Annotated in this window: 9 protein-coding genes; 1 reads left to right on the top strand and 8 read right to left on the bottom strand. The window is 55.2% G+C overall.

Annotated features, from left to right (window positions below; genetic code table 11):
- Nucleotides 1-12: 12 nt before the first annotated feature.
- Nucleotides 13-855 carry a hypothetical protein gene (locus tag WJ35_RS02680; protein WP_060042737.1) on the bottom strand — a complete coding sequence of 281 codons (843 nt, stop codon included), beginning with the start codon at nucleotides 853-855 and terminating at the stop codon, nucleotides 13-15.
- Between the two features lie 184 nt (nucleotides 856-1039).
- On the opposite strand from WJ35_RS02680, the gene WJ35_RS02675 reads away from it, so the two are divergent.
- Complete coding sequence (locus WJ35_RS02675; protein WP_060042735.1) at nucleotides 1040-1360, top strand: helix-turn-helix domain-containing protein; 321 nt, start codon at nucleotides 1040-1042, stop codon at nucleotides 1358-1360.
- 4 nt (nucleotides 1361-1364) lie between these two features.
- Here the strand turns inward: WJ35_RS02675 and WJ35_RS29450 are convergent, their stop codons facing one another.
- The 7 genes from WJ35_RS29450 to WJ35_RS02645 form a co-directional block, all read right to left on the bottom strand.
- Nucleotides 1365-2027: a hypothetical protein gene (locus WJ35_RS29450; protein ID WP_224020070.1), complete on the bottom strand. Its 663-nt coding sequence runs from the start codon at nucleotides 2025-2027 to the stop codon at nucleotides 1365-1367.
- Between the two features lie 16 nt (nucleotides 2028-2043).
- The gene (locus WJ35_RS29445; protein WP_060042733.1) at nucleotides 2044-2337 is read right to left on the bottom strand and encodes a hypothetical protein; all 294 of its coding nucleotides are present in this window, start codon (nucleotides 2335-2337) and stop codon (nucleotides 2044-2046) included.
- 1860 nt (nucleotides 2338-4197) lie between these two features.
- Nucleotides 4198-4449, bottom strand: a complete 252-nt coding sequence (locus WJ35_RS02660; protein ID WP_060042731.1) for a PAAR domain-containing protein — start codon at nucleotides 4447-4449, stop codon at nucleotides 4198-4200.
- 78 nt (nucleotides 4450-4527) lie between these two features.
- Nucleotides 4528-5196, bottom strand: a complete 669-nt coding sequence (locus WJ35_RS30985) for a hypothetical protein (protein ID WP_155121850.1) — start codon at nucleotides 5194-5196, stop codon at nucleotides 4528-4530.
- Nucleotides 5193-7355, bottom strand: a complete 2163-nt coding sequence (locus WJ35_RS30980; RefSeq protein ID WP_155121849.1) for a M23 family metallopeptidase — start codon at nucleotides 7353-7355, stop codon at nucleotides 5193-5195. The genes WJ35_RS30985 and WJ35_RS30980 overlap by 4 nt, the downstream gene beginning before the upstream one ends.
- Before the next feature lie 20 nt (nucleotides 7356-7375).
- Nucleotides 7376-9895, bottom strand: coding sequence for a type VI secretion system Vgr family protein (locus WJ35_RS02655; RefSeq protein ID WP_080484210.1), 2520 nt, complete (start codon nucleotides 9893-9895; stop codon nucleotides 7376-7378).
- Between the two features lie 589 nt (nucleotides 9896-10484).
- Entirely contained in the window at nucleotides 10485-14297 is a 3813-nt protein-coding gene (locus tag WJ35_RS02645) for a hypothetical protein (RefSeq protein ID WP_080484209.1), read from the bottom strand.
- Nucleotides 14298-14584: the final 287 nt, after the last annotated feature.

The raw sequence follows: 14584 nt of genomic DNA, 5'->3' as shown, positions 1-14584 counted from the left end.
GTGCAAACACCGTCATTGCATGCAGTCGGAGTCGTCACGTTCGGCTGCGATTACGGTAATGCGAACCGTCTCGCCGAGCCGATCGTCGTAGTGCGCAGCGAGCACGGAACCTGCGTCACCCGTGGTCGCTTCGCAAATGGCGTAGACCGCCGCCGCAACCTCCCGGAGCCTGAGGGTTTCCGCACCCGAAACCATCACGAGTAAGCCGCCAGCCGCCGTGAGCCGAGCGGAACCCACATCGAGAATCGCCTGTCGGGCTGCTTCCTTGATACGCTCAGGGCCGCGTCCTTCGCCGACACCAATCACCGCTCCAGTCGTCCCGGTGAACGCCTCTCGCACATCAAGGAAATCACTTCCGGTCGGCATCTTCCATTCCGACAAATCCGGCTGCGTCCCCCGCATTGCCGTCACGTAGACGCCGACCAGGCAGTGCAGCACGGAAGGGTGGGGATATTCGGGAGCGAACACGACCGCGTCAGCGTTGCGTGATAGGTCGATCGCGACTGTCCGAACCAGCGGCCCCGGTGGAAGCGGCGCTTGAGCCAACAATGCAACAACTCGCGCGCCGGTACTCCGTGCTACAGCGCTGACGATCGCCGAAACCCGCAGCGCATCCGGCTCGCCGGCGGCCGCAATCACGATCACTGCTTTCGCCCCTGCGAACGGCACGTGATCCTCGATTAGCGATGCGTCGCCCGACAATGCAGCGTCCGTTGCCGAGGCATGCTGGAACGCGATGCCGTCATCGACGCCGAGTCGGTAGTACAGGCCGGCAGCCAGTCCACCGCCCGTTTCTCCTACCCCGACGATCTGGACAGCCGGATGATCATGCCCGTGACCAATCGAACGCCGCACGGGCCATCTCTCGAGTTGAATCCCGTCTGCTGTAGTGGTCTTCTGGATAGTAGGTGTCGACATTTTTCTGAATCCCCGGATGGTTGTGGGTGTTTGCCCTTGATGATGTTGTACGGTTAACATAACAAAATATGTACGGTTTGTGCGATGGCAATTGTTGCGTTGAGGCGGCATTCTCTCGGACATGAAAACACCCGTCCCGCCCACCGAACAACGCAACCCCATTACCGTCGCCGTTGGAAAACGGCTCAAGGAAGTCCGTCGCAAAGCCGGCAAGAGTCAGGAAGACCTTGCTCATGAGGCGTCGGTCGGTCGAGCCGCGATCAGTTCGATCGAGTCGGGAGTGACAAACCCGACGGTGCTGACGCTGGCGGCGTTGTGCGGGCCGCTCGGCATTTCGCTCGCGGAGCTTTTCGCGCCGCTGACGATGACGGTGAACGACAAGGACGCACGTCGAGTCAATGCCGCCAAGCCGCCCAAGATCGAACGCTCACGGTTGCGCTGATGCACTACGGCGGCCGCGCTTTCCGGTCTGCTGGCGTTGCAGATAACCGGATTGACATTGCGCCGGTTAGCACGACTTTTCGCTGATCGAGCCCGGTGACGTACTGGGCGTGTCCGCCCAACTTGCCGCGGTCGGCTGCTGTCCGTGTCAACCGCGCGTTGTAGGCCGCGAGCACCGGTTCCGCTTCGGCAGAGTCGACTACCAGCAACGTGTGTCCGTCGAAGGTCCGGCCGATCCGTCTTCCTTCGATGCCGACGGCCAACACGGCATGCAGGGTCGCGCGGCGTGACTGTCGAAATGTCAGGATCACCGGCCGACCGCGCATCACTTCTCGTTTGCTGAACCGGAAAACATCTGTGTGCGTTCCCTCGAAGCAGGCTGGGCGTAATCCCCAGTCGAGTTCCCGAATCAGCGCTTGCAGTTCTTCGAGCGACACGCCCGAGAGATAAAACGGCTGCGCGCGACGCCAGAATTCCGCTTCCGGGGAGCTACGACGCGACGACACATGCAAGGGATCGGACAAGAACCCAAGCATGGCAAGCGCCATTGCTGTCGCATGCCACGCGCAGCCGCCGTCCCAGCAACCCTGAAACGAAAATGCTGGAGCATTCGAATTCGCGAGGGTGAGGCGTCGGCCGGACTGAAGAGTCGGATGAAGTTGCTGCACGGTGGCCTCCATCGGATCAGTATTCGAACGGCAACAAGAGGGTTGTCGCCAAGCGATCGGCTTCCGTGATGACCCACAGCCGTTCGCGACGATCGCCCAGCTCGTACGCAGACAGCAGACGCGTTCCATGCGTCACCGCGAGATCGTTCGAGCGAGCATCGGCCGCGCAGACGACACCCCAATCACCTCTGCCGTGCCGCCGAAGCAGGCCATTGGCGTTGGTGCCGGTTCGGTCGAGAAGATCGAGCGCGCCCGGTGTGGCAACAATCAAGCCAAGAGGGAACAAAAGCTCACGACGATGCGCATCCATAGATAGGTGTCCAGAATAATTAAGGCGAGTGAAGGCGCCGAACTGAGGTTCGGAAACAATCTCAAGGATGGAAAAGACTGAAACGCGAGGCGATACAGGGGCGTTTCAGGAAGGCGAGGTGCGATAAGCGGATCGCGGGGGCCGTTGAAGGCGCGATGCCCAGGCCGAGCCGGAAAACGTGCAGGCAACCGCGAGGCAAAGAGGCAAAACTAGGGATTTTTGCTAAAAATCGACCGAAAACACGCTAGAGCGACTCTTCGGCAGGGGAAATGTAGCACAACCCGACCAAAATCGATAAAGGGGACCGATCAAACGCCCTCGAATCGGCAATTTTTACTTTTCGGTGTCGTCCGGCCGGGTCTCGAATGCTTAGCTGATGCCAGAAATGGCCCTCAAACCCATTTTCCGCCCCGTCAGGGGCCCCGATTCACCCCGAATAGGGGTTGTGGCATGGGGCAACCATGCAGCGGGGCTATGGGCCGAATTTTTGCATCGAAAGTATTTTGTAATGTTTGCGTGATGCGGCACGCGCTGGATGGGACCGTTGCGGGGGTGAAAAATGGGCGCCGGCGCTCATTTTTTGAGCAAAACAGGCTGCCTTGGATACTTGGCAGCCCGAAATATAGGCTGACGCCTTTATTACCTACTCAAATCAGGCGCTGGAATGCCAAAACGAGGCTCGACATCGCTTTCCAGTCCCATCAGATTCATTCATGCGACGCCGAATCAAGGTTCCGACGACTTAACTGCCTCATAACGACGCTTTCGCCTCGTTTTTTCCAGGGTGATCTGCGACAGGTACTGACATTGAGCGCACCAGTTGCCCGCTGACGAAACCTGCCGGGGTCTCGCCCACCATCGATGACCGCGCGCGCACTCCCATTCGAGCTTCGTGTTGTTGTCGACATAGTGCTCCGATACGCAGATGCCGCCCCGGTCCGCAGCAATCAATCGCATCAATTCGATACCCTGCCGCTGCCTGTCTTCGGTACGACATGTCGGACACCAGTGCCCCTTCAAGATTTCCGTACCCCACGCCATCCACTCGTGTCCCCGCTCACACTGAAATGGGTAACGAGCTTGGATACGTTGATACCGGGATGCGAGACATCTGCCGCCGTGCTCGGCCGCCTTCTCTTGTAGCTTCGCAAGTCCGTCCGGCATTCGCTTACGGTCGGAAGAGCATTCTTGGCACCACGCCTTGCGCAAGACGTCGTAGCCCGCGGCCTCCCATTCGTGTCCCGAACAGCATCTGAATCTATATTTCGCCATTCGGCCATCGTAGACGGTCGACAAGCACTCGCCACCACGCTCTTGCGCACGATCCTGTATCGGTTTCAGCCCGCCTTGATATCGACGACGCTCAGCCCGCCGTTCGGTTGAGCACTTTGCACACCAATGGTCGGCCAAGACTGAAGCGGCAGTGGCTTCAAACTTATGGCCGGCAGCACAGACGAAGCGGTAGCGCGCGCTTTTTCCACGATATCGCTTACTCAGGCATTGGCCTCCAGCCGAGCCAGCAGTCTCATGGATTCGAGTCATCGTCTGCTCAACCCAACATTGACGACACCGTAGCGGCCCGCGCGTCCCAGAGATGAGACGCCAAAGACTTGCTCCTGACTGAGAGGAGACGTGATTGTTCTTACAGCGGAACCGGTACCGATTAAGCGCACCCTGCCACGCACGAGTCGACAGCGTGAATCCTGCAGCTGCAAGGTACTCGCGAATATTTAAGATACGATCGTTTCCGGCTTCCATTCATCGATCATGAAGCATTGCATGCACCAGGATGATCTACTACGGGATCAACGTGAAGCACTTAACGGTAATCAAAAATACGGTAGCATGCCTCGCGCCATGTCATTCAAGGCTTGAAATTAAACGACAACCACATGTGCCAAGATGGCCTTGCCGTGCAATCGGAACACCGTGATCCTTGATATTCGGATCACCCTCTTCGATCACATTCGGGTTAACATCTGGGTGAATTGGACACTTTATTTTATCCCCTTTTCTCGCAACCCCTCGCCCATTTATCCTCATAATCGGTGACGCCTCAACAACCTCACCACCGTGATCAGTCGAATCGCCCATTCGAATAGCGTTCAGCATACCATCACACCTCGACCAAAAAACATCACAATTGAGGCAATCAAAAAATATCCATAACACAGCCTTATCTCAATGAAATTATCCAGAACGGCCAGTCAATCCCGAACAATTCTTGGTCGGCGAAATTTTCCCAACGTGCCCTTCATATACTATACACAGTGGCTTCTTTGCACTGGCCTTTAATCTCCTGCCGCCACACGCAGAATCTGCACCTACGATCCCGCCCCTATCAACACACACGCTCCCAGATTGCATAAGCTGAATTTCTCTATACAAAATTATTTTCCCATCAACCACCTCATAAACCCTTCTCCACGATCCGTCGACCTGATCGAAATCATAGAAGTACTCTGCCTTCCCAACATAATCTGCTCCGACGGGCAAATATCCCGCAAATGTCGCCTTACCGCCCTGCAGCGCGTATACATTCATCTGCACATTGGTTCCCGACCTTCCAGGATTTATCATAACCAGCGTGACATCAGATTCAGCCAGTTGATTTACGACCCATTCCGCCCCAACACAATTGTCCGAGTCGTCCAACTTCTGATCAATCAATACACTTGCCTCCCCGCCGATCTTATCACCTGCAAACACCTTAATTTCAGGCTGACCGACTTCGCAAACAAATGTGAAAGACTCACTACCCGACTTAGCCAAAATAGTAACATCAGATGGACTTGCAGCCCAAACCCCGCGCAATCCCGCAAAAAAAAGAATAGCGAAAATCCAAAATTTCGATCTCAAGATAAAATCCCCTTAATTCTTCCCGCCTCCGACAATCGCTGAGGGAAATGAGCATCGGCGGGAAAATCCGCCGCCGAAGAAGCATGATCCCCTCTGATCTTATTTGTCAAATTTATTGCATCATCTCTATCAGCAATACCAAGCAGCAAATTCTTCGCCCAGAAAAAACCCGCCGTATCAATAGACACATAGGCATCATCTGACACAATATCAGGATTCGAAATAACTGGCGGCCTCAAGGTCGAAATGAGCTGAGCAACAGTTGTTGAATTTTGAATCGGCGTCAAATCCTTATGCTGGGCCGAATGATAGGGAGGAGTAAAACCCCACCAGCGCGCATCGTTCCACCATACCTCTGCGAAGGAAGATTTTTGCAACCAACCTCGATAGACAAAATATTTAGAATAATTTGCTCTTCCAGTTAGCTGCTTGAAACCTCTACCTCGGAATTTGCCGCCGTCATTCCACTCTACGTTCCCAAGCCATCCTGCATAGTTCTTAGCTTTCTCATACTTTCTAAAATATTCGTATGGATCACCATTGTAAAGCTCGGCCATCCAGCGAAGTTGACCCGACTCGACGGAGGCTTGACCAAAAAAGTGCGACAGCCTGAGGGTTGTGGTCAAGCAATATTTATTCACAGTCTTGTTGATGCTTGTTCGATATTTCTGGACCGAACTCGCAGAAGCAGATGGATAAATTTGCTTAAACTCATCCTCACTAAACCACTTACACTTCATAAAGTGTCGAATAAATGCTGTAGGCGGCCAATGCCAGCAATCATCAGCCGCTGGCTTCTCGCCTTGAATTTTTTCCCAAAATGCCAAAGCCTGCACATGCCCTTCAAACAACTTGAAATCATCATCAGAGAGCGGAGCGCTTAACGCCTCATGTTCAGTCTTTAACCAACCATAGAGCTCATCCAAATTGCTAGCAGACCATTCTGTAGAAAATCGGCACGCCACCTGTCCAAGACGTTTTCTGAGAGCTGCGTTCTGCAGTGCGCCTACCATTCCAGCATGATCAATTTGCGTCTCACCAGAAGCATCCAGTAGCCATTTCTTTAATGTTGGCGAGTCACAGAGATTAGTTTTCGTCGAATCGTCTTGAATAAAATTCCATCCCGCCCATTCTGGAAAATCAGCGTCACTATATGCCTGAACGCCCTGACCAGATAGGTTGATCCATCCCTGACCGGCAGGAGTATTCACCTTTCGCCAATGGTTAAAATTCTCGCTAGCTTGTTCATTGATACATCGCCCGAAACGTAAAACCTCGAAGATCACGCTGGTTGACGGAGGTGTTCCTTGAGAGTATTTTCCATTCAACTGCAGCGCTCGATTATAAAGATCATATTCGGCATCCTGTTCTGGCGGCATATCAGCGCAAACTTCCCAACTGCCATCGGCGGTGCATTGATATGTCGTCAGGGTACATCCCCTGTCATAATGCATCCGTACGGCAAGCGGACTTGCCGTCTGCGAAATTGCGGCCTGGGGTGGTGCTCCGTCTACTGAAACGCTACCATCGCTCTTAGCAGGATGTGGCTCGTTCGAATATAAATTCGCTCCGACTGGAACAAAAAACCAAATATCTCCATAGATCGCGTCGGTACGGCCTGCACTCCCCATTGGCCCCGGGGCACGTCCGAGTAACTTCGTCATGTTTTGACTGTCGCAAACAATTTCGAAGTGGATACGCCCCGGCCGACCATATACAATCCCCGGCAAGCCTAGCTTGTCCTTGCGGTGTACTTTTTTTCCTGCCGTCAGTGGTTCCACACTTTGCAGATGCATATACACGGAAAAGAAGGTAACCTTTGATTGCTCACCATCCCCGATCTCCGTGTCATGCCGAATGACTACACAGCCGTCGTCAGTTCGTACGCCGGCATAGTTCAATTCAGGTTTGTTCTTCGTATCCGTGGCACGAACGAAAACAATCGTCCCGTCTGCAATCGCTCTAACCGGAAGTAGGTGCCCCTGACTGTCGACCGGAGCTTCCAAATGCGCTCCACCGTGCCATCCGAGATTAAAACTGATGGGAAATGCCCCGTTTCCAGGACCACACTCCAGCATAGGGAACGAATCCCGCGCAGGATCGACGTTCGGATCGCTATCAGGCTGAGCTGAATTCACAAAAGGCGGACTAATAATCATGGCGACTCTGTCAGATAAAATTACAGGGAATGGAGATATGTGTTTGCAACTTCGCCCGAAGAAAACGACGGCATAGGTACCTGTTTTGAATCAGCGGCTTCAACGTCCCAGGATGAGCAACGCTCCCTGATCTGCCCTACCGTACCGTTCTCGATACCCGACGAAGTGATGCGAATATACGAGCCACCCACATAGAGTCCAATTTCCTGTGCCGCCGCAATTACAACCTTACCTCCCACACTCTTGATTGAGAGGTCCTTCTGCGACGCCATGTCCAACTCGGCCCCCTGTGCCTGAATTTCCACCCTCCCTTTGGCTGCAAACAGTTTCATCCCAGCGTTCTGCACAAACAGACTTATCTTCTCCGCAACGCTAGCCACCAGCGACTTTCGACTGGCGATAAATGTACTCTGCCCGCTGACGATATTGGTTTGCTGATCGCTCGCGATATGCACCGATTGCGGCGTCGATAACGCAATTCCCGATGGGCTTGCGAGTAACATGACGGGGGCCTTGAACGCGTTCGCGCTGCCCTTGCCACCGTCTCCGGTCCTGCCACCTGATTGCGAGCCCTGTACAGTGCCCTGAGTCGCGTTGGTAAATGTCTTCAACGCCTCGCGGCCAGCACCGAGACTTTCCGCTTGGTGTTGCTGGCTTACCTGCGACATAGCCTCAATGGCGCTCTCAGCCCCAGTGAGTTGTTGCTGCGCCTCACTCACATCGAGCTGCTGGCTATTTGCCTGTTTCTGATACGTAGTGACGTACAGCCCCTGCGCGGCACGTACGGCACCAGACAAGTCCGTCTTCAAGTCAAAGCCTGAACCAAGAATTGCACCGCGTGTGTTGCCGTTTTGCTCGATCAGATATCCGAGGTGAAGCAAGCTGTTCCCTGTGCTGCTAAACAGTCTGGCTCGATTCTGTCCTGTCGCATCGTCGAGGACCATTTCGTTATAGCCGTCTCCCGAATACTCCTTCGACCGGAAGCCCGAGAAGATGCCGTTGGTATGCCACTGCGGCTGAACGCTCCCGTTATAGACCCGATGCAGGACTATAGGCCTATCGCAATCTCCGCCTATGTAGCCCACTAGGACTTCCTCACCGACTCTTGGAATGTGCACGCTTCCGTAGCCGCCGCCCGTGTCTGACTGCGCGACTCTCACCCAGCACGAAGCATTTGCGTTACCTGAGTTCTGCCGGTCCCAGACGAACATGACCTTCACCCGGTTCAGTGCGTCCGTGTACACCTCCTCGCCCTGCGGCCCGACTACGATCGCCGTCTCCAGATGCATCTCCGGTCTCTTGTGCTCGAACGGGCTACGGTACGGGACGGTCACGCGCTGCGCCTCGACCTCGACCAGATAGAAACCCGCCGAACCGTCTTCGTGAGTGACGACCTCTCCCGTTTGTTCGAACTTCGCCTGTGCTAGTTCGCTCTGCAAGCTATACGGAAAGTTCGCTTCGTGATTCGATAACGGCAGGTTGTTCTCAATGTACCGACGCACTTTGATCGCAGCGAATTCTCGCTGCCCGGCTTGATCATGATCGTGCTCAGGATGGCCCGTCAGTATGAATCGACGGCCGGCATCGATAGTCCGAACACCTCCGATACCAAGGAATCGCTTCGCTCTCGACTCCCATTCCTCCAGGTGAATCTTCGAGAGATGCTCACCGCGATTCCGGTCCAAATACGTATAGGCGCCGGTGTACTCGTAGACTTCTGCCTGCTCCGGCAAATTTCCTTGACCGGACATCGTCGGTAACCTGGTGCCCTTGGGATTGACGGGGGACGATGGTGCCTTGTAGTCGAACGTGCGCGTCGTATGCACTGTGCTCTGCAATGTCCGCGAACCCGCCCACTGCGTAAAAGCGTCCGTTTCGTTACTTGTGCCCGACCTCGAGAATCCGACCTGTTTGGGCGAGACCTCATCAAGCGAGTAAATGTCGTCGGTCACGACAAACCTATGCGACGTCCCGTCCTTGTCCTGTCGCCAGAAACCGAACAAGCCTTCTTCTTCCATCAATCGATGGACAAAATTCCAGTCCGTCTCACTCTGACGGCAGTACGAGCGCAGAGGCAGCGGCTTCAGCAAGGCGAACTCAAACTGGCCCCAGGCCTGCGGATGCGCATTTAAGACGTCCGCAATGATGGCGTCGACACTCTTGTCCTGCCAATACCGCATATCACTTCGGAATTTCAGGAAATGCATCCATGAGGCAAACACTAATTGATAGCTTGAAAGGCTACCGTCAGCACCCAGTCTGCGAGCTGTGTGGATGTACCCGTTGATCGGCAGATACGATTTGTTCGCCTGCTGAATCCAAAGCGTTATCGGTTGGGCGATCAGCGTTTTGAGTTCAATGTCGCCTGCCGTGGATACCATGTCGAGCGTGACACTGAAGTCACGACCGATTTCGGAATAGGTTACGGCCCGTCGTGGCACGAGCGCGTTCTCTGGCAACGACGGGATACTTGTCTTGAGCAGTCGGTCTTGCTGGATCAGACCACCCCGGATCGCCTGAGCCACTTCGGTCATGTTCATTCGTTGTCCACTTCTTGTTTTTTGCAAGCCCGCAGCGGCCCACGCTCTCTTGGGAACGGCTCCCCGTTATGTCTTCGCAATTCTAGCGGCATCGCCAAGTCATGAGAATGTACTTTGGTCGTGAAAACAACAATATGGTCTGACAAAAATTCATACCCCCATCTCTCAGGCGGGCGGGTTTGACGCGGCCAGGACCATCGGGAATTTTGCTTCCCAACAAAGTCCTTTCAGTTTTACCGGGCGACTGGAAGCACAGTCAGCAAATGTTTCTTCTCATCCCTACGCCGCCGTGCGCTTGTCAAACTCTCCGATCCAATCGATCATAAGCTTGAGATCGTCACCCAGTTCGTCGACTCCGGGAAGGTTGGCGTCTAACGCCCTCTCACTAGCCCGAGACGAAGGCAGGCGGCTCAGCGGCGCGCGGATGGCGGGTGTCGACCTCGTGCTACATAAATGGCCGCACCGAATGTGCCTCGGCAATTCGGCGAGCCCCATTGCGCGATTGGCGACCGCGTGACTCGACCGTAGATTCTGCATGCAGAATATCAGCGCGACGGGACGAAAATTGGTAGCTGTGGTCGACGACATGCTACTCAAAACGTCCACTAAGCGCCCGACCTTCTTCGGTCTCTCGCTGGCGCTCCATTTGGATTCTTTTCTCCAATTCCCCCTTCGCCTTGCTAAGCGGAGCAGCCAGCGCAGGAACCGCACTGGAATCAAGCCGATTGAGGAGCGTAAGGCGGGACTCCAGTTTAGTTGCGAGTGATCCGCTATAGCTCGAGGAATGTAGGCGACTAACAATTTCGTTGAGTACCGCCTCTGGATCGGGAGCCCTAAGGAGAAGCTGGCGGGTCAAATTTGTCCATTCATGCGGCTCCTTCTCATTTGGCCGCTTGAACAAGAGCGCGACAGCCGCCACCAATGGGTAGCGGGCTTCTGGGTCCATATCGCACCATCCGAGCACGACGTCGTCCGGCACTACATTCATCGGGTTCTTATGAAAACGCGGAAGGTCACGCAACAGTCGGATGCTGCTGGTTTTCGACTTATCATCGCCTGAGAAAAACTCGTCAAGCACGTCTACTGGGCGTACCTGAAAGAGAGCACTCACCAATTCGCTATGCTCGTGGATATCTGTTTCATAGCTCGCGATTGCAGCCAATAAATCGCGGCACAATTTCCGCGCAATCGACTTTCCTTTGTCGTCGATAAGTGCCTCCCGCACAACGACGGCCAGTTCGTGATCCTCCATTGTTGCACGGCCGTTCCCACGATGAAACCGGTAGGCTGCCAACAGCTCCCTGCCTGCTTCAGCAACTTCCGGCACAGACGTTTTCCTTTCGCTATGGTCGGAATGCAGACGCATGGATAGAATTTCTACGGCAACAGCGGTGCCACCCGGCCTCTCTCCGATTGCAAGCACAAGGTGTTTCAATGCCGGCCCCGGGATTACATCGCAAGTGCGTCCGTACGCTAGGCTAAAAAACCGTTCGATCGGTGCCTTACCATATTGGAGCGCGCGGTGCAGTCGTCCCAGCGCTTTATCGTCGATAATGGCACTGGCTTGAACAACAGGGAACCACTCAGCGAGCCGCGGATCATCCAGTGCCTCGTCAAGAATGGCGTCCGCCTCCGCACGATCACGGCGCTGAACAGCGTCAAGAAAGCCGGACAGGAGACCTACGCTGGGTTTCTCCGTAATTGCCACTTGGTCGGCCATGGCGCTCCATACCTCGCTCGGCTTGTCCGCAGCAAGCGCTAGGCCGCGACCGAAACCAGCGACGTTGTGACTATTCTTCCCAATCAAGTCAGGCAGGAGTGTCCGGAACGCTTCCACATCCGCAGCAACATCCCGTCCAAGATGTTCGACCGCGGCTGCTGCGCGTGCCGCCGCCTCCGCATACCGGTCACTCTCAAAATCGTTTGGATCGTCAAGATCGACGCTGTCGCCGTTAGAGCCCAATACGACGCCACGAACCTTATCGATCAAATCCTTCGGCCGGAGGAACTCCTCCAATGCGGTCAGCCGCGTGCGTATCTCCGCTGGCAGCCCAGCACCGTCGTAGATGCGCGTACGGCGCACAGCGATCCAGCCTTCGCGCCAAAACCGATGTGCGGCAATTGCGCGGGAGAGCCTATCGAGCTCATCCACCACTGTCGCCTCGGCCCACAATCCACGAAATTCCGCCGCGATGGCTTCGCGCACCCGTTCGCCAAGACTGGTCTCCAACAGCGCAAACGGCTCGGCTAAACTCAATGCTGCCGAAAACCAGTCGTGCACGTCCTGGCCTGTTCTCGGATGATATCCATAGTCGCGCGAGCGTGCGCCAAATTCAAAGCCGTACGTAGACGAAAAATGCCCCGTCTTAAGCATCGCTCGCAGCGCGTTAACGCCGATGTCCTGTTCGGCGGCATCGATTGACCGCAGAAGCCCATCGACGACTTTCAGGCGCAATTCAAGCGGCGCGTGAGTGCCGGACAAGACTATATGAAAGAGTGATTCAACAACATTCGCCGCATCTCCGTCCGACTGCTTCTTGCCTGGAAGGCGAGCAAACTTCACGAGAAGCGAAACGGCTCGCTCAAAGTACGCCTCATCGTAGGCAAGCGAACGCAGCAGACGAATGAAATGATTGCACTTCGCGAGTACATCCTCGCTCCCCGCAGTGAGAGCATTCTCCAGCGCAAAGAGCACCCCTTCTGGCATGACAGGCGCTATGTTGTCCAGCATTGCTCGGCCGAGCGCGTTGAGGTTAGGGATATCGGCCAGCAACCCATCGGAGGCAAGCCAGCTCTGAACGATGGCCCGCGCCTCCTTGCTACCATCGAGATAGCCGAGCCGCCGCGAGAATGACCGGAGGACTCGCGGCGATGCATTTTCAACAAGTCTCGACAACAACTTCGAGCGGGGAATATTTTGAAGCGCCGTGACAGCTAGTCGGTTCGCAATAGCATGCGGAAGAACCGCTCGCCATGGGCCGCGCTCCTGTAGCAGATCGCGCCGCTTCAATTCCGCAACGCCTCCGAACACTTCTTCACCCGACTTCCCAATAAGGTCTCCGAGTATTGATAACTCGGCACCTTCCCCGGAGAGCTTTTCACCCTCGAACGAGTACAAGAGCGAGCATGCTTGCGCAATCGACAGTAGCGAGGCATCGTGATCGTGGCGCTGATGAAAGAGTCGCTGAAATAGCTCCGCATCGCTTAGGCCTGCGACTGCATCGTTCTTCTGGACGGTGCCAGCGAGCGCCAAGGCAATGCGCGCATTACCGCCCGAAAACTCAGCAATCGTTCGTGCATCAATCTGCGAAAGGTTGCTAAATCGATTCGAAACGAGCTTTTCAATCAGTGTCAGCGATGACGTATCCAACACGAACACGTCCGTGCCTTCCGGCTGGTCTTCCCGAATGTCGTATTCGATCGTGACGACACTTACAGTTGAATCAGCCGAGCGGGCAATGTCCGACAACTGCCGATGCACGTCCGGCGCACAATTGTCGATGACTAAGATCGCGCGTGCTCGCGCCGCAATCAAATCAGAAGCTAGGCCAGCAGGTTGCGGATCAGGTCCTGCAGCGACATTGGTGTAGATTGCGAGTGCCGGATCGAGACTGTTCACGCCGACCTCCGGATCAAAGAGCGCCTCGACAAGCCGCGTCTTGCCGACGCCCGATAGTCCGACAAGGCGTACCACATGGCCCGGCGTCCGAAGCACATCTCGAATCCTGTTAATTCCGTCCGTTACCGAAAGTCCGTCTTCTTCATTCTTGGCGCCTGTTTTGATGCGTGCTGCATCATCGACAAGATAGGCTCGATCCGCGTCTTCGGGTGGATGGGACCAAGCGCCATAGGAGAACCAGCCCGGAATCGACCTACCGATCCTTGAGCGGACCCACGGGATTAAGGCTGTGTGATCGCGCACCCACGTTGCAACGCGATTGCGGTCGTAGAAATCCAAGGTAATATTCGCAGCGTCGGAAATATCCCGCACCGCTTCTGCCATCCCCTTTTTCCTGCTCGTGAGCGCAGAGTCCGACGTCGAGCCGGTCGCACTTACGATAATGTAGGCGCCCGATGCCTTAGCCAATTCTATGATTACAGGGCGCAGTACACCGCTTGGCTTCGGCCTCATCTCATCGATGATCGCTGCGCGCGGCATATCAGGTTTCTTGACCTGAAAACCCGTGGCTGTCTTGGGAATGAAGCCGTCGATTGCCGTTCCAAGTGGAAGCGCCACCCGAACGTCAAGACCACCATCCTTCGCGGTTTGATTGCCACCCCATGTCACCGCCGACGGAGACAAGTTCCGTCGGCGCAGTTCCGCTTCACAAAGACGGCCCACCAGCGTGCGCAAGTCTTCGTCGTTCAGCGCAGCAATGTCGTCACCCGTGATCTCAAACATGGTCGATTAGGCAAGCTTCGTATCATTGAATAGCCACGCAATCTACACCAGGCTTCATCGAAGGTCTATGTCGAAGCAACCGTGTTCTGGACTCGCCGCTGTTCGCGCAGAAGTCCTGTGTGATGCCAACACTTTGATTGACATGTCCACTCCGGTTGAGGGCGATATCAAATGGGGCGGCACGAAATTCCACGATGGCCGACGACTTGCTCGGCCGAGTATGTACATGAACGCCCGATGTTCGGTTGTGGCCTACCCTCAAAGGCTCGCGCAAAAATCGTGGACCA

The organism is Burkholderia ubonensis (genome assembly GCF_001718695.1).
Lineage (GTDB): Bacteria > Pseudomonadota > Gammaproteobacteria > Burkholderiales > Burkholderiaceae > Burkholderia > Burkholderia ubonensis_B.
The sequence above is the reverse complement of the archived record's forward strand: the minus strand, read 5'-3'. Positions and strand labels throughout refer to the sequence as shown.

Bases quoted from the DNA above. Each gene is read 5' to 3' on its own strand.
- WJ35_RS02675 (WP_060042735.1), top strand. From the start codon at position 1,040: ATGAAAACACCCGTCCCGCCCACCGAACAACGCAACCCCATTACCGTC.
- WJ35_RS29445 (WP_060042733.1), bottom strand. From the start codon at position 2,337: ATGGATGCGCATCGTCGTGAGCTTTTGTTCCCTCTTGGCTTGATTGTT.
- WJ35_RS02660 (WP_060042731.1), bottom strand. From the start codon at position 4,449: ATGCTGAACGCTATTCGAATGGGCGATTCGACTGATCACGGTGGTGAG.
- WJ35_RS30980 (WP_155121849.1), bottom strand. From the start codon at position 7,355: ATGATTATTAGTCCGCCTTTTGTGAATTCAGCTCAGCCTGATAGCGAT.
- WJ35_RS02655 (WP_080484210.1), bottom strand. From the start codon at position 9,895: ATGAACATGACCGAAGTGGCTCAGGCGATCCGGGGTGGTCTGATCCAG.
- WJ35_RS02645 (WP_080484209.1), bottom strand. From the start codon at position 14,297: ATGTTTGAGATCACGGGTGACGACATTGCTGCGCTGAACGACGAAGAC.